The sequence below is a fragment of the Candidatus Neomarinimicrobiota bacterium genome, assembly GCA_022560655.1.
GTDB lineage: Bacteria > Fidelibacterota > Marinisomatia > SCGC-AAA003-L08 > TS1B11 > JADFSS01.
On record JADFSS010000038.1, the window covers coordinates 1 to 15072 of the forward strand.

Here is a 15072-nt window from a genome sequence, read left to right on the forward strand (position 1 = left end):
TGGCGCGCCGCGTCAAGGTGGGAAAACGCGACCAGTATGCCCTCGACCCCGAGGGCATGGAGGCGCTGCGAGCGTATGTGGAGGGCTTCTGGGATACTGCCCTGAGCAGGTTCAAGCGCCACGCCGAGTGAGCTACAATCCGAAGGATAAGTATGCCGACTCATGACACAACTATTGCTCCGGTGGTCAAGTCCATCACCATTGACCGGGATATCGAGGAGACGTTCAGGCTGTTCACCGAAGAGATCAACGCGTGGTGGCCCCTGGAAACGCATTCCGTGAGCGAGGACGCCTCGGCCAGTCTGCGGCTGGAGGGATTTGCCGGGGGCAGACTCGTCGAGACCAGCGGGGACGGTGAGGAGTTCGAGTTGGGCGTGGTGCAGACCTGGGAGCCGCCGGGCGAGTTGTCGTTCAGCTGGTATCCGGGACGCCATCCAGATACGTCCCAGACGGTGGTGGTGCGCTTCACAGAACAGAACCATGGGACCCGGGTGGTGCTCACCCATAGCGGCTGGGAGCGCCTCGGTGCCGATGGGGCTAAAACGCGCGCGGACTATGATACCGGTTGGGAGTTCGTATTGGTGCAAAAGTTTGGGGAGTATGCCGGCAGGCCAGAACGCGGTCCGAATACATAACCCAACTCCGGCCCCGGGACAACCTTTCAGGCGGCAAGACCGTCTTACATCCAGACACCCGCCCGGCCAGCGCTCCGGCCGCTGGCCGGAACAGCCCATAATACTGAGGGAGGCCAGTGTGAGACACGTTGCGATCCTGACCGCAATTTTCCTGCTGACAAGCGGCGCCGCGGGGGCGAGCCCGGACGAGTCCCCTGTGCCAGTTTTCACCGTCAGGGCGGAGACGCCACCCCTGCTTGACGGCGTGCTGGACGATGCCATCTGGGAGCGGGCAGAGACGCACAGCAACTTCCAGACCGTGCAGCCGGCCTACGGGGCACAGGTGAGCGAACGGACAGTGGCCCGGGTGGCCTACGACCGGGACTACCTTTATGTGGCTATTGAGGCCTTTGACTCGCAGCCGGAGCTCATCCGGGCCAACGTGTCCAAGTGGGACGACCTGTTCAACGACGACTTTGTGGGTGTGATCATCGACGGGCTGAACGACGGCCAGTCCGCTTATGCCTTCACCGTCAACGCCGTGGGTTCGCAGGCCGACATCATCATCAACAGCAGCGGTGACGGCGACGCGTCCCCAGACTTCATCTGGGACGCCGCGGGTACTCTCCACGACAGAGGCTACACGGTGGAGATGAGGATTCCGTTCCAGAGCCTGCGCTTCCAGGCCGGTGACCAGGTGGCCATGGGCATGCAGTTCGGGCGACAGATTGTGCGCAAGTCGGAGATCGCCTTTTTTCCCCCCGTCATCCCCGAGCGGGGCTCCCAACTGAGCCAGATGGGGCAGGCCCACTTCCGCGACCTGGCCTACCACCGTACCTATGAGCTGCTGCCCGCCCTGACGCAGACCGAATCACAGTCTCTGCCGGCAGGCGGCCAACCTCTGCGGGACAACGCCATTTCCGGCACGAACGTGGGGCTGACGGCCAAGGTGGGCCTCACGTCGACGCTCACCCTGGACCTGACGCTGAATCCCGACTTCAGCCAGGTGGAATCGGACGCCGGGCAGATCGACGCGAACACCCGCTCGCCACTATTCTTCCCCGAGAAGCGGCCGTTCTTCCTGGAAGGTGCTGAAAACTTTTCCCTGGCGGGTACCGGGAAATATGGCAACATCCAGACGGCGCTGCACACCCGCACCATCAGCAACCCGCAGCTGGGCATGAAGGTCACCGGCAAGCTGGGGAGCAGCAACGCGGTGGCCGCCCTGGTGGCCGTTGACGATGTGCCCGCCGACGAGGACACTCCAGGCGGCCGGGCAACCGTGGGGGTGGCCCGCTACAAGCGGCTGCTGGGCAGCGAGAGTTACCTGGGTGGTATGGCGATGGTGCGAGAATCGGCGACGGGAAGCCATCAGATGGCCGCCGTGGACGGTGTGTGGCGGCTGACAGGGACCACGCGGCTGGAGTCGCACGCCATGATCACCGCCACCCGCACCAGCCCCGGCGGCGCCCCGGCGCTGGCCCACGACCTGCAGGCCACGCTGCTTTACCGCACGCAGGCGTCCATGCTCAACGCCTGGCTGTCGGGGACATCGCCCAATTTCAAGCTGGAGACAGGCTTTGTGCCCCGGGACGGCATCAATTCGGTGGGCCTGCTGGCGCGGCGGACCTTCTATTTCAACAACCCCATCGTGCACAGCTTCATCATCAACTACTTCGGCTACGTACAGCGGGACCTGTATGCCGCGCTGACCGAGCAACGGCACAGCCCTATCATGGGGTTCAATCTGGCGCGGTCATCCTGGATATTCGCCGGGGGGCCGCGGGCCAGTGAGGTATACGAAGGCGTGTTGTACGACATCAACGGAACGTGGGTGAGCATTGGCAGCCAACTACACAAAACCATCAACGTGCAGCTCAACATGCGCTGGGACGGGAGCCCCAACTTCGACGAGGACGATCCTTTCCAGGGCGACCGGGCCATCACCAGCGGCGAATTCAGCTTTCAGCCTACGGACAAATTGACACTGAACCTGTCTATCTCCCGGGAGGTATTCGACCGGCGCTCCACCGGTGAGCAGGTGTTCGATATCCGGATCACCCGGGGCAAGCTCACTTACCAGCTCAATAAGTACTTGTTCCTGCGTGGCATCGGCGAGTTCAACTCCGATGAGGGGACCCTCACCACCGACCTGCTGGCCAGCTTCACTTACTTCCCCGGCAGCGTGGTCTACCTGGGCTTCGGCGCGCTGTTCGAGGACCCGGTGGCCGACGGTTACGAGCCCAGCAACGGGGGGCGGTTTGCGCTGAAACAACGGGGGCTGTTCTTCAAGGCGTCCTACAACTGGCGCATTTGATCCGGGCGGTGGACCGCTAACCTTTTGCCCCGCGCCGGCGTCCAAGTGATGGAACGCCTAGCCATGAAAGGAGCCCGAGCCATGACCTATCTGAAACCGACCCTTCTGCTGGCCCTGCTGATGACCACCGCCCTGGCAGCCTCCCCCGGCGGCCGCCACCACCGCCATCACCACGGACGCCGGGTAGTCTATGTGGGCGCCAGTTTCCACTACCCCAGCTACCACTACGCCGACCCCTTCCGGGGACCGGTCTACGGCTGGGCACCCTACGGTGCTACGCACAGGGGCCTGGAACTGGCCGATGCCGATAGCATTATCTCACAGATCGAGGCGCTGCACACCCTCAAAGAGCAGGGCATCCTTACCGAGCGGGAGTTCCGGCGGGCCAAGCGGACGCTGCTGGACCGGCTGGGCAAGTACGTTCCCCGTCAAGACAGCGCCGACGACGCGGCCGAGGTGACCAAACGACTGGAGCAGCTCAACGCCATGAAAGTAAAGGGACTCATCGAGGAGCGCGAATTCGTCCGGGAGAAGCGCAAACTGCTGCGCCTGATCTGACCCCCATCCCCCACGACTGACGCACTGCCGGACTGCTCAAAGGAGTGGCCCGGCAGTTGCGTTTTGCCCACCGGCCCCGGGCATCGCCGACGAGGCCCACGTGGCCGACTGGCATACCGGCATCACCGGCGCAGACTTGAACGGGCAGCTCTACCGGGCGCTGCTGGCAAGTGGCGCCACGCGCTAACCTACGGCCCCGCCGGGGGCCTCCGCAGCCGTTTGCGTGGCCTGGGCTGCCGGCACGGGGAGCATCGAAAGCGATTCAGTGCGACGATTTGCGTCCTAGCCGAAGAGCAGAATGCCGGTGGCGGCGACAATTAATACGACGGGGACAATACGGTACGCGATCAGGCGGACAACAGCCATGTTAAACCTCTTCATGCCTCCAAGTACTGGCAACCCGTACAGGGCCGGAACACCGGGCCGCGCTGCGATTCAAGGCAGATCAATTCCCCTGTGGCACCTCCCGGCACGGCCCGAATGTGCGCAATTGGGGCTTGCGGAGGATGTTAGCTGCGGCAGACGGGGGCCAAAGCCTACGTATTTTAAACTAAGGGAGTCAAGCAATTTCTGACCGCGGTCCGGTCGCCTGGGCCGGGCCGGGAGGTGAACGGACGCGGACCGAAGGTCGGCTCAGCTGCCGCGGAGGCGGCTCAGCTCGTCGCGCAAATCGTGCAGCTCGTCGCGGAGATCGTCCATATCCTCGCGCAGGTTGTCATCGGGGGACTGCCACCAGTACATGCCCGGCACGCGCAAATTGCGGAGCAGGCGCCTGGAGCTGAACCTGCGCCCACGCTCGGCGTCCGTCATCCGGGCAGAGAGGGTTTCGGACTGCCCCTGGCGGACAATGGAGAGGGTGAAGTCGTCGCCGTCGTCCAGCTCGCGGGTGGCCTTGCGCAAGTCGCCCACCGATGAGACAGCGGCGGCGTTCAGCTTGACGATGACATCGCCGGCCTTGACGCCGGCCTCGGCGGCCACCGACTCATCCCAAACATCCAGTACAAGTACGCCTTCGTCGGCCTCGACCTTGAAATAGGCAGCGAGGTCGGCGTTGAGATTGGTGACCTCCACGCCGAGCTGGCCGCGGGAGCTGACGAAGCGGTGGACGTCACCGTCGTGGTCAATGTCAATATCGAAGTCGAAATCGCGGGGCGGGCGACCGCCGCCGAAAGAAAAGAAGTCGCGCTCACGGGGGTTCTCGCCAATAGTGGCGCTGAGTTTTTTGGAACGGCCCTTGCGGATGACACGGAGGGGGACCTTCTCGCCGGGATCGGTGCGGGATACCAGTTTACGCAACTGGCGGGGAGAGTCGACGGACTTACCGTCGTATTCCACGAGGACGTCGCCCGCCTTGATGCCGGCGGCCTTGGCGGGGCTGTCGTCCAGCACCTCGTTGACCAGGACGCCGTCGTCACTTTTCAGGTCAAGGGCAGCGCGGAGAGAGGGGGTGAGCGGCTCCATGGTGATGCCCAGATAGCCCAGGGCGTCGGCGCCCTTTTCGCCTGCCAGGACGGGAACGGTGGTGAGGATGGCAATTACGGTCAGGGCGGCCAGAGAGTGCCATGGGGCGCGCGGCGCGGTGGTGGTATGGGATTGAGCGGGTCGCATGGGCGAACCTCCTTGCGTGATGGCCGGCACCGCCTCGGCGGGGTGCTGCCGCCGCCTGCTGGCGCGGTTAAAAGTGGTGAGGTGTCCCCTCGCCGTCGTCTGTAGTGGATTCTACCCCAGTGGGTGGGAGAAGTTCCCGGGCGGTGAACCCGCTCCAGTTCGCTGGCCCAAATGCGGGCGAGGGCGCAGCCACTGCTCCTCCCATCCTTTGACATTGCCCTCGCCCCGGCCTAACGTCTGCACGTCTGCTGACACACCGAACGCCATCATTCGGGGGGCACCGCCATGACGCATCCATCCATCCACCCTGCACTCATGCTGGCGCTGGCGCTCACCGGCCCGGCCGCCGGACAAGTCGCGCCACTGGACCCCGGACTGCAGGCGCTGGGGGCGGAGTTTTTCGCCTGGCGGGCCGTGACCCAGCCGGCCACTGGCGACGACATCCCACGGGTGGAGCGGCCCCCCGGCTGGACGCCTGAAGTGGCCCCCGGCGACCTGGAGGCCCAGCGCCGGGCCTACCGCGACTTCCGCCAGCGGCTGGAGACTCTGCCCCGCGAGGGCTGGCAGCGCGCCGACAGCGTGGACTACCTGCTGCTGCGCTCGGCCATCGAGCGGGTGAACTGGGAATTGAACATCCTGCGCCAGCCCCACCGCAACCCCGACTTCTACGTGCACCAGACCCTGGGGGCGCTGTACGAACTGTTGCTGATCAGTTCGCCCCTGACGGCTGAGCGGGCCGGTGAGCTGGTGACGCGGTTGCGGTCGGTGCCAAGGACGGTGGCCGTTGCCCGGGAAAATCTCAGCGAGCCGGTGGCCCCCTTTGCCCGGATTGCTTTGGACAACCTCAGCGGCGTCACCGGGAAACTGGAGCGCACAGCGGCGGCACTGCGGAAGAGCTTCCCCCGGCGGCTGCGGGGCGACCTGGACGAGGCCATCAGCCACGCGGGAGCGGCGCTGGAGAGCTACGCCCGGTGGCTGGAGCAACGTCTGCCGGAGATGGCGACGGAGACGGCCATCGGCCGGGAGAACTACATCTATTTCCTAAAATATATTGCGCTGATCCCCCACGCCCCGGAGGAGTTGCTGGCCCAGGGGCGACAGGCGTGGAACCGGTCGCTGGCGCTGGAGGCCACTCACGCCGCCCGTAACGCCGGTCTGCCGGAGGCGGCGCTGTTTCCCAGCAGCAAGGCGCAGATGAAGCAGTCCCGCAGGGACGAGCGGGCCATCCGGGCGTTCCTGGAGGAGCGTGACATCATGAGCGTGCCGGACTGGCTGCAGCACTACGTGAACCGCCCTACGCCGGAGCATATCGCGCCGCTGGCCCACATGGGTGTGGTGAACGATCTCACCTCGGCCGCCCGCCTGGACGAGGACGCCGTGAGCTATATGCGGGAGCCGTCGCCTGACCTGCCGTTCTTCCGGCTGGCCTCAGCGCAGGACCCGCGGCCCATCATCATTCACGAGGGGGTGCCCGGGCACTACTACCAGATGGCGCTGGCGTGGCGTCACCCCGACCCCATCCGGCGGCAGTTCTTCGACTCAGGCCCCAACGAGGGCATCGGGTTCTACGTAGAGGAGCTGCTCATGGACCTGGGGCTGTTCGACGACCGGCCCCGGACGCGGGAGATCATCACCCGGTTCATGCGGCTGCGGGCGCTGCGTGTGGAGGTCGACATCCGGCTGGCGCTAGGGAGCTTCACCATCGAGCAGGCCGGGGCCTACCTGGCGGAGACCGTCCCCCTGGACGTGCCCACGGCCACCTGGGAGGCGGGCTTTTTCGCCTTCAACCCGGGGCAGGCCATCAGCTACCAGATCGGCAAACTGCAGATTGAGGCCTTCCTGGCCGATACCCGCATAGCCCAGGGTGAAGCGTTCAGCCTGCGGGCCTTCCACGACGGGCTGATGCTGAACGGGAACGTGCCCATCGCGCTGCAACGCTGGGAGGCGCTGGGTAAGGGGGACGAGGTGGGGAGGTTGTGGTGAGAGGGGGGCGTCGATAAGTTAGGAAGCGCTGGATGGGTTGAGTTGGAGCGTGTGCTGGTGACTATCGCGCTCGATGCGGGGCCAATTTCATGGGAATAGAATACTTATATCAATGAAGGTGACTAAACTAACGTATCCGGCGGTTGGACTCCTGACGTGCCTCTGGCTGTCTTGTAGCGCCCTAAAAACTACACTAGCGGCAGAAGCCAGCTACCCTCCGGAGCTGGAAATCGTTATGGCCTATCTCCTTGAGGAGGGCGGGGAGAATTTCCCGGAGTTGTTTGGTGGGGCCTACTATCGCGTGAAGGTCAAGGCGGCGGAAGTTGCCGATCTGGATGGCGATGGCATCACCGAGGTCATGATTGGCGTAACTCCCCACTACCGCCAGTCGCCCACCATTATCATCTTCCAAATGATTGATGGCCAGGTTCACAGAGTCAAAGAAGGCTTGGCGCCGGGCCCGCTTCAGCACGTCAGCGGAAACTATATCGACAGCCACACTGTGGAGGGATCTGGAGTAGACCTCTTGATCGAAGTTTCAGATACCACGGATTTGGACTCCATGCGACTTGCCCAGCGGACGGAATTAGTGACACAGTTTGGAGCCGTCGTCGAATATCCGCGTTTTTTCCATGTTGATATCCGCAAAGGCGCCGGGGTCTATATCGACATGGCCGAGGTAGAGAATCCAGCCACCCATGAAAACTGTGAGTCATTTGAATTCTCCACGCTGGAATCTTTGGAGATTCTATACGATGACGAATTTCGACCTATCCTGACGGCTATTGCCGGAGGAAAGTTGACCATGTATCAGTTGACCATCATTGACGGGACGTACCTTCGACGGGACAAAGTTGTTGTCATGGATGCTCCTCCGGCAGATCAGTAACACGTGCCACACACATCCTATGCCCTTATGCTCTGCGCCGGGACGTCGCGGCCGCGCCTACTCCGCCGGCATTAGCGTGACGTGTACGTAGGCCTCTGAGGTCAGGTAGCGCTTCGCCGCCGCCTGAATGGCTGCCAGCGACAGTCCCTCCACCCGCGCCTCGTAGTCCCGAATCGCCCGGAGGTCCTCGCCGTGGCGGGCGTAGGACTCCAGCAGGTTCAGCCAGTAGCTGTTCTCCCGCAGGCTGGTCTCCCGCTCCCGGCGCTGGGTCTCCCGTACCTTGGTGAGATATTTGTCGGTGGTGCCGAAGGCGGTCAGGCTGTCGATCTGCTGGAAGACGACGGCGGCCAGCTCGGCGGCACGTTTTGGGTCGCTGCCAAAGCGGATGCTGAAGCGAGCACGCTCCAGCGGGTAGCGGGACAAGGCGGGCCGGACGCTCACGCCGTAAGTGCCGCCCAGATCCTCCCGGAGCACTTCCCGAAGTTTCAGTCGCAGCACCTGAGCCATGGCGCCCATTTCGTAGCTGGCCTGGCGGCTCCACGGATGGTCGCCGGTGTAGACGATCTGGGTGACGCTCTTGGGCTCCAGCCCCTTGCGCACGGTCTTGCGAATGAGCCCGCCGGGTGGCCGTACGCCCACATCCCGCCACGCTTCGTCCCGGCCGGCGGCGGGCAGACCGCCCAGGTAGGACTGCACCAGAGGTTGGATTATATCCAGCTCGAAATTGCCCACAAAGATGAAGGTGAAATCGCCGGCATCGGCGAACCGGTCGCGGTAGAACTCCAACGAGGCGTCCAGATCGAGCTCATCGAGGAGCTCCAGGCTCCATGGTCGGCGGCGGTGGTGGTACTGGGACATGGTAACGCTCATGGTGTCGCGGAAGGCGGCCTCGGGAGAGGCGCTGCTGTTCTCCAGGAAACCGCGCAGGCGTTGGCGATAGGCCTGAAAGGCTTCGGGGTCCTTGCGGGGGGCCGTGAAATAGAGGTGGATGAGCTGCAGCAGGGTTTCCAGGTCGCGGGGCGAGGCCTGCCCGGACAGTCCCTCCTGGAGCTCGCTGATATAGGGCGACACCGCGACGATCTGCCCCGCCAGACGCTTCTGGAGCTCCACCTGGCTGAAGGACCCCACGCCCCCTTCGCGCACCACCGCGGCGGCCGTCATGGCGGGCACGTAGGACGCGTCGTTGGCCAGGGAGGTGCCGCCGTCGCTGAAGGCGGTGAAGAGCACTTCGTCATTCTTGAAGTCGGTGGGCTTCAAGATCACCCGGACGCCGTTGGCCAGGATCCAGGTCACCACATCCAACTCCTTGATAGTCTGCCGGTGGACGATGGGCGCCGGCGGCGGCACCACCTCCACCAGGGGGGCGTCGGGAACGGCATCGACGTAGGGCTCGAGGGCCAGCGTATCCGTGGCTTCCAGGATGGCCAGCAGGTCACCCTCAACGGGCATGGCGACGCCCTCCTTTTCGGGGATGTTCACCATGATGACGCGGCTGCTGCCGGTGATCCAATCCCGGGCGAGGCGGTCCACCTCCCCCAGCGCGATGCCGGGGAGGTAGCGCTGCACCAAGGCATACTCGTAGGCGATGCCGGGGATGGGCTCGCCGGTGAGGAAATGGCGGACATATTCGCTGGTGTAGCGGTTAGAGTCGGTCTTGTCGCGCTCCTGAAAGGCGGCCTCCAGGCCCCGGAGGAGGTCACGCTTGGCCCGCTCCAGTTCGGTAGCCGTGAAGCCGTGGCGGGCCACCCGCTGCGCCTCGGTCATGAGCGCCTCCAGACCCCGGTGGATGCCGTTGTCGGGCACCCCGGCCGTGAGCAGGTAGACCTCGCTGGTGCGGACGAAGCGACCCTGCCCTGAGAAGCCGTACAAGAAGGGGGCCTCGGGCCGCCGGGTGAGCTCGGAGAGGCGCTCGTTGAGCATGGCGTTGTAGAGGCCCTCCACCAGGCCCTGGCGGTAGGCGCCGTGGGTCCCCACCTCCCTGAGCGGCTGCTTGTAGATGACGGCGACCCGTGAGCCAGTGGCCTCGGGATCGGAGGCCAGGGCCACCAGCGGCTCGCTGTGCCCGGGGACCGGGAACAGGGTGCGCTCCCGGGGCTGCTCAGGGGCGGACAGGTGCTCGAAATGCTGCCGGATGAGGCCCTCAATCCAGGCCGGGTCGAACTGGCCCACCGCGATGACGGACATGAGGTCGGGGCGGTACCAGTCGCGGTAGAAGCGCCGCAGGGCATCGTGGGGGAAAGACTCCAGCACTGCCTTTTTCCCAATGGGCAGCCGCAGGGCGTAGCGGGAATCTTGAAAGAGAATGGGGAACTGACGGTCGCGCATGCGGGCCTCGGCGCCCCGGCCCAGCCGCCACTCCTCGATGACGACGCCACGCTCCTTGTCGATCTCCGTGCCTTCGAAACTGACGCCATGGGCCCAGTCCGCCAGAATCTGGAAACCCTGCTCCACCATGCCGGCGCTGTCGGTGGGCACCTTCAGGATATAGACGGTCTCATCGAAACCGGTGTAGGCGTTCAGGTCGGGGCCGAAGCGCATGCCTATGGACTCCAGGTAGTCCACCAGTTCCTGGCGGGCAAAGTGGACAGTGCCGTTGAAAGCCATGTGCTCGGCGAGGTGGGCCAGCCCCTGCTGGTCGTCGTCCTCCAGCACGGAGCCAGCATCGATGACGAGGCGGAGCTCGGCCCGCTGGCGGGGTTCATCGTTCACCCGGATGAGGTAGCGCAGACCGTTGTCCAGGACACCGGTGTGGACCCAGGGATCGTCGGGAAGGGGCTCTTCCGGGGCGGGGAGGGGCTTGCCGGCGAGGGGGTCTGCCCGGTAGGGCGAGAGCGGCCCGGCACAGGCCGTCCAGAGAAACAGGGCCAGCAGGGCCAGCCGGGAGGAGATTCGCAGCATGCAACGTTCCTTCCTGGAGATGACTCCGGGCGGGCCGCCAGGACGGCCGGGCACCCCGGGGAAACCGGTCATCAAGCCTTGGGCGAGCGGGAAGTTAATCACTGGGCCAGGCTGACCCACTCCCTTCTACCAGCAGGGCAACCGCCCTATCACTTCCAGCGGCCGAGGAACCCGCCGGGCAGTGAGATGATCACGGCGTTGAGGAGGATGAGGGGCGCCGCGACCTTGATCTCGGAGGTCATGACCTCACCCACCACCAGGGCGCCCACCAGCAGCGCCACCAGGGGATTCACGTAGGTGTAGGTGGTGCCCCAGATGAAATAGACCGCCCCGAACGCCAGGACCGTGGGGAGCAAGGGGGGCCGGGCGGTGGCGGCGCTCATGGCGTATTCAGCGGCCACCGCCGTTGGCGGGGTTGGTGCAGGCTCAGCGTAACGCTGTAGGGACCGGGTCCAGCGGGCGCACCAGCGCCACGGCCACGCCGTGCTTTTCCATGCTAGCGCGGGAGCTGTCGATGAGCCCCTGGGTGGGGGACATTTCGGGGGCACGCTGCAGGGAGCCGTTGAGAAAGACGGCCTGCAGGTCACTGAAGCCCCACCCAGTGGCCGCGGCGGGCTGGGAGTGCGTGGTGGTCGCGTGCATGGTGCCTCCTCCTGTGACGATGGCCCCGAAGATACGGCCCGGGAAGGTGTTTTGACCACGGTTGCGTAGGGGGGCTGTCTGGCGGGAGACATCCCCCCCATCCCCTTGAAACCGCCACTTGCGGGCCGTACCTTCTGTCGGCGCTCTAGCGCGATTTTGTGAACGGCGGGGGCCGTTCCGCGCAGGCACGGAACCCGCGACATGAGGAATGCTGATATGGCGACTCCGCCTCCCTTTACCGACGTCCCCGCAGCGCGGCGACCCCCTCAGCGGCGTGCCCGCAGGCACCTTTCCCTGCCACGGGTGCCCCCATGCGAGGCCGGTCGCTTTTTCGCCTGCCATGCGGCAAGCTAAAACACTTATGTTCCGCAACATGCTCCCCGCGAAGCCCTGGAGTGGCAGATGAGGGTGGTCTACCGCGGCGACTTTGACGGCACGGTGTGCGCGGCCATGCTCATGGAGCTGGACATGTGCGACGAGCTGGCCCAGACCCACCCCCACGACATCCAGGACGGCAGCTTCGAGATCACCGGGCAGGACATCCTCTGCAACCTGCCCTACCACCCCGACTGCCACCTGTGGTTCGATCACCGCTCCGACCAGGCGGTGGAGGCGGGGGCCGTGTTCTCCGGCGGGGGCGTGCTCTACCCCAGCGCCGCCAAACTGGTGTACACCCGCTTCGAGAAAGACCTGGAGTTCCTGGGCAAGTACAAGGAGCTGGTGGACGAGGCCGACCTGTTCGACGGCGGACTCGTCACTCTGCAGCACCTGAACGACCCCCAGGGGAGCATCCTGCTGGCGCTGCTGCTGGACCCCCGCACCAGCCTGGGGCTGCGCCACGACTACACCATCAGCAACCTCCAATGGTCCACGCAGATCCCGGAGCTGCTCACCATGCACAGCGTGGAAGAGATCCTGACCATGCCCCACAGCCAGGAGCGGGTGCAGCGCTACCGGGAGGCCGAGGCCGGGGCGCGGCAGTTCTACGGCGCCCACGCCACCCTGGACGGCAACGTGATCGTCAGCGACCTGCGGGGGATGCAGCTTCCGATCGGCAACCGTTTCCTGCTGTACGGCCTGCCGGCACTGAAGGAGGGCAACATATCCGTTCGCATCGCCGACGGCAAGCATGAGCATCTCTCGGTAATCTCAGTGGGTCACTCCATCGTGAACCGCAGCTCGCACGTGGACGCGGGGGCGCTGTGCGCAAAGTACGGCGGCGGCGGCCACGAGAAGGCGGCCTCCTGCCAGGTATCCCCCGAGGAGGCTGACCAGGCGTTCAAAGAGATCATCGCCGCCTGCAAAGCGTAGGGGCAGCACGGCCGGCGGATCAGCGCCGCAGCGACCTGGACAATTTTACCCGCATTAACAGGAGTTCACCGATGAGCAAGAACGAGCAGTACGCCATCGACACCGAGGTCCGCTTCCAGCCCCTGGAAGTGGTGGACATCGCCGCCGTGGTGGCCCAGTGCGTGGGTGACTGGCACAACTTCACCCTGTGCGAGGTGAACGACAGCGTCATCCGGCTGGGGGTGATCAAAGGGGAGTTTCACTGGCACCAGCACGACCGGGAGGACGAGTTTTTCTACGTGGTGGCGGGGCGATTGCTCATCGACCTGCCGGACGCCACCGTGGAACTGGCCCCGCAGCAGGGGTTTACCGTGCCCCGGGGGATGCAGCACCGCACCCGTGCGCCGGAGAGGACCACCATCCTCATGGTGGAAGCGGCGACGGTGACGGCGACGGGGGACTAGGAGAGGTGAGGCGGAGGAGTTGCCCTAGATGCAGGCGGCGCTGAGCACCCGGCGGGCCCAGTTGCGAAGGTCGTCGAGCAGGACGTAGATGGTGGGCAGGATGAAAGTCTATTCATAAGCTATCAATTATATTGATTGCTTCATTTGCCAACTTCAGGGAGTTACCTGCGGCGGAGGCAAAATCGTTAATAATCGAGTCAGCGCCTCTATTGTAATGATAGTCAGCCTGCTGACGACGATCTTGGAGTCTATCTAGTAAGACTCCAATTCTACCTCGTTTTGCTCTCTCTTGGTGGTTTAGATAGTAGAGAATGACTTTCTTTTGTTCGCCTTTCCCTATCGGAGGTGTGCCTTTCTCTTTTGTCTGCAATCTAATCTCTGCCATATTATATACTGCAAAGAATGATCGACTTATCGAGGATCGGCAACAGCCTTCCTGTGCCGCTAGTCTACCGCGTTCATCGTACAGTTTTTGAGCAATCTTGAAGTAGTCTTGCCAGCTAGCCATTTACCGGAAGGAGATATCGAAGTTGAGTCGCCCCTTCGTTGAGAGTGAATGTTCTAGGAACCACTCTCTATCAAATTCATCGAGACACGCTTGAGCATCATCCGCAGACAGTGAACTGGAGATGTAGCCAAATAGCTCCTTATATTCATCCTCGACATCCGTCCGTACTACGAGATCAATCCTTACTTCCTCTCCAAAGTGACTCTGCAAATGTGGGTATGCATCTAAAAGCGATTCCATCAAGAATTCGAATTCGGCAACAAATTCATAAAATGTCTCCGGGTCAGCCAAATTGTATCGTTCTCCAATCTTGCCCAGCATCTCTGCATCCAAGGATGCAGTATCCGATACAAATAAAGATTCCTGTGGATAGTCAAATACTCGTGTGCCTCCGGTCAAGTTATGCCCAATTGCAATGTGGATCTCAATCTGCCAGGTGTAGCCAAATTGGGATAACAAGTGCGCTGTCGAGTACCCTAAAAGATCTAGCAAATCAGGCGCGGATGACGGTGGTGCTTTTTCTTGATCGCCCTGCAAAAACTCCAGATCTTCCCACGATTCAAACGACTTAGCAATCGAGAGATTTCCAAGAATCCACGCTTCATTTATCATAGTAAGAACTTGTGAATTCATACCGGCTACTCTTCAGTGATTTTATTCAGTTCAACTAACACAAGTATGGAGGCATCATGTACTTTCATAAGTCGGTCTACAAAAGTATCTCTTGAGAGACCGTCCTCAAATATACGAGTGAACATATGAACCCCGGCAAACTCTGCTTGACCTGGATCGGAGAAAACAAACTTCCAACGCACTTGGGTTTGTATGAGACCTAGCTTGAGCCTGTATAAGAACTCGGCTTGCATTTTCTTGGTTCGTCCACGGATTACGGATTTATGCTGATCCTGAAGTTCGATACCTCGTTGAATCTGTATGTGGCTAGCATCTTTGGGCTGGACGATATTCATGGTGATTTTGCCTAGTATTCCCACCAGAACCCAAATAGCGTCATCGCTCTCACCCTCCGAAGGGGGAGTATCACACTCCGCACTAAACCAATCAAGAATTGTTGCCTTGTCAATCACTTGTCGATTTTCCGGTTGGGTTTGCGTCCTCAATCATTTTAGGATTACCAGGCTACCCGTGGAATATTAACCCAGCGGTTCGTCAGAGTCAATCTTACGGGCTGACGCGCGACGTGCGTAGGCGCCTGCCATCGTGGACCACTTGTCACCAGGCTGCTTGATAGCCTGGGCCGCTGCCAGAGAGACCGTGTTGGCGATGAGGTAGCTCTCGATTAC

General features: G+C 62.8%; 16 protein-coding genes. 8 read left to right on the forward strand and 8 right to left on the reverse strand.

Going from position 1 to position 15072, the window contains the following annotated elements; translation table 11 throughout:
- From IH971_06925 to IH971_06940, 4 genes are all read left to right on the forward strand, one after another.
- Positions 1 to 131 (forward strand): ArsR family transcriptional regulator (locus IH971_06925; GenBank protein ID MCH7497565.1); only part of this gene is annotated, 131 nt, incomplete at its 5' end.
- 21 nt (positions 132 to 152) lie between these two features.
- Positions 153 to 635: an SRPBCC domain-containing protein gene (locus IH971_06930; GenBank protein MCH7497566.1), complete on the forward strand. Its 483-nt coding sequence runs from the start codon at positions 153 to 155 to the stop codon at positions 633 to 635.
- 118 nt (positions 636 to 753) lie between these two features.
- Entirely contained in the window at positions 754 to 2931 is a 2178-nt protein-coding gene (locus IH971_06935) for a carbohydrate binding family 9 domain-containing protein (protein MCH7497567.1), read from the forward strand.
- 48 nt (positions 2932 to 2979) lie between these two features.
- Complete coding sequence (locus tag IH971_06940) at positions 2980 to 3489, forward strand: SHOCT domain-containing protein (GenBank protein ID MCH7497568.1); 510 nt, start codon at positions 2980 to 2982, stop codon at positions 3487 to 3489.
- A 633-nt stretch (positions 3490 to 4122) separates the two neighbouring features.
- On the opposite strand, the gene IH971_06945 is transcribed toward IH971_06940, so the two are convergent.
- A complete protein-coding gene (locus IH971_06945; protein ID MCH7497569.1) occupies positions 4123 to 5097 on the reverse strand; it encodes a PDZ domain-containing protein in 975 nt (324 codons plus the stop codon).
- Positions 5098 to 5382: 285 nt separating this feature from the next.
- On the opposite strand from IH971_06945, the gene IH971_06950 reads away from it, so the two are divergent.
- Together IH971_06950 and IH971_06955 are read left to right on the forward strand one after the other, a co-directional pair.
- Positions 5383 to 7080 carry a DUF885 family protein gene (locus tag IH971_06950; GenBank protein ID MCH7497570.1) on the forward strand — a complete coding sequence of 566 codons (1698 nt, stop codon included), beginning with the start codon at positions 5383 to 5385 and terminating at the stop codon, positions 7078 to 7080.
- A 235-nt stretch (positions 7081 to 7315) separates the two neighbouring features.
- Positions 7316 to 7969, forward strand: coding sequence for a hypothetical protein (locus IH971_06955; GenBank protein MCH7497571.1), 654 nt, complete (start codon positions 7316 to 7318; stop codon positions 7967 to 7969).
- Between the two features lie 57 nt (positions 7970 to 8026).
- On the opposite strand, the gene IH971_06960 is transcribed toward IH971_06955, so the two are convergent.
- From IH971_06960 to IH971_06970, 3 genes are all read right to left on the reverse strand, one after another.
- The gene (locus tag IH971_06960) at positions 8027 to 10867 is read right to left on the reverse strand and encodes an insulinase family protein (GenBank protein MCH7497572.1); all 2841 of its coding nucleotides are present in this window, start codon (positions 10865 to 10867) and stop codon (positions 8027 to 8029) included.
- A 149-nt stretch (positions 10868 to 11016) separates the two neighbouring features.
- Positions 11017 to 11268: a hypothetical protein gene (locus IH971_06965; protein ID MCH7497573.1), complete on the reverse strand. Its 252-nt coding sequence runs from the start codon at positions 11266 to 11268 to the stop codon at positions 11017 to 11019.
- Positions 11269 to 11293: 25 nt separating this feature from the next.
- Positions 11294 to 11509, reverse strand: a complete 216-nt coding sequence (locus IH971_06970) for a hypothetical protein (GenBank protein MCH7497574.1) — start codon at positions 11507 to 11509, stop codon at positions 11294 to 11296.
- 402 nt (positions 11510 to 11911) lie between these two features.
- Here IH971_06970 and IH971_06975 point away from each other — a divergent pair, with 402 nt between their 5' ends.
- The gene (locus IH971_06975) at positions 11912 to 12820 is read left to right on the forward strand and encodes an exopolyphosphatase (GenBank protein ID MCH7497575.1); all 909 of its coding nucleotides are present in this window, start codon (positions 11912 to 11914) and stop codon (positions 12818 to 12820) included.
- A 71-nt stretch (positions 12821 to 12891) separates the two neighbouring features.
- Positions 12892 to 13263, forward strand: coding sequence for a cupin domain-containing protein (locus IH971_06980; protein ID MCH7497576.1), 372 nt, complete (start codon positions 12892 to 12894; stop codon positions 13261 to 13263).
- A gap of 112 nt (positions 13264 to 13375) precedes the next feature.
- On the opposite strand, the gene IH971_06985 is transcribed toward IH971_06980, so the two are convergent.
- The 4 genes from IH971_06985 to IH971_07000 form a co-directional block, all read right to left on the reverse strand.
- Positions 13376 to 13648, reverse strand: a complete 273-nt coding sequence (locus IH971_06985; GenBank protein ID MCH7497577.1) for a hypothetical protein — start codon at positions 13646 to 13648, stop codon at positions 13376 to 13378.
- 123 nt (positions 13649 to 13771) lie between these two features.
- Positions 13772 to 14404 (reverse strand): hypothetical protein, encoded by a 633-nt coding sequence (locus tag IH971_06990; GenBank protein ID MCH7497578.1) that lies wholly within the window; start codon positions 14402 to 14404, stop codon positions 13772 to 13774.
- A 5-nt stretch (positions 14405 to 14409) separates the two neighbouring features.
- Complete coding sequence (locus tag IH971_06995) at positions 14410 to 14856, reverse strand: DUF2299 family protein (GenBank protein ID MCH7497579.1); 447 nt, start codon at positions 14854 to 14856, stop codon at positions 14410 to 14412.
- A gap of 66 nt (positions 14857 to 14922) precedes the next feature.
- Positions 14923 to 15072: hypothetical protein (locus IH971_07000; protein ID MCH7497580.1), on the reverse strand; the 150-nt coding region annotated here is incomplete at its 5' end.

Bases quoted from the DNA above. Each gene is read 5' to 3' on its own strand.
- IH971_06930 (MCH7497566.1), top strand. From the start codon at position 153: ATGCCGACTCATGACACAACTATTGCTCCGGTGGTCAAGTCCATCACC.
- IH971_06940 (MCH7497568.1), top strand. From the start codon at position 2,980: ATGGAACGCCTAGCCATGAAAGGAGCCCGAGCCATGACCTATCTGAAA.
- IH971_06945 (MCH7497569.1), bottom strand. From the start codon at position 5,097: ATGCGACCCGCTCAATCCCATACCACCACCGCGCCGCGCGCCCCATGG.
- IH971_06950 (MCH7497570.1), top strand. From the start codon at position 5,383: ATGACGCATCCATCCATCCACCCTGCACTCATGCTGGCGCTGGCGCTC.
- IH971_06955 (MCH7497571.1), top strand. From the start codon at position 7,316: ATGGCCTATCTCCTTGAGGAGGGCGGGGAGAATTTCCCGGAGTTGTTT.
- IH971_06960 (MCH7497572.1), bottom strand. From the start codon at position 10,867: ATGCTGCGAATCTCCTCCCGGCTGGCCCTGCTGGCCCTGTTTCTCTGG.
- IH971_06970 (MCH7497574.1), bottom strand. From the start codon at position 11,509: ATGCACGCGACCACCACGCACTCCCAGCCCGCCGCGGCCACTGGGTGG.
- IH971_06975 (MCH7497575.1), top strand. From the start codon at position 11,912: ATGAGGGTGGTCTACCGCGGCGACTTTGACGGCACGGTGTGCGCGGCC.
- IH971_06980 (MCH7497576.1), top strand. From the start codon at position 12,892: ATGAGCAAGAACGAGCAGTACGCCATCGACACCGAGGTCCGCTTCCAG.
- IH971_06985 (MCH7497577.1), bottom strand. From the start codon at position 13,648: ATGGCAGAGATTAGATTGCAGACAAAAGAGAAAGGCACACCTCCGATA.
- IH971_06990 (MCH7497578.1), bottom strand. From the start codon at position 14,404: ATGAATTCACAAGTTCTTACTATGATAAATGAAGCGTGGATTCTTGGA.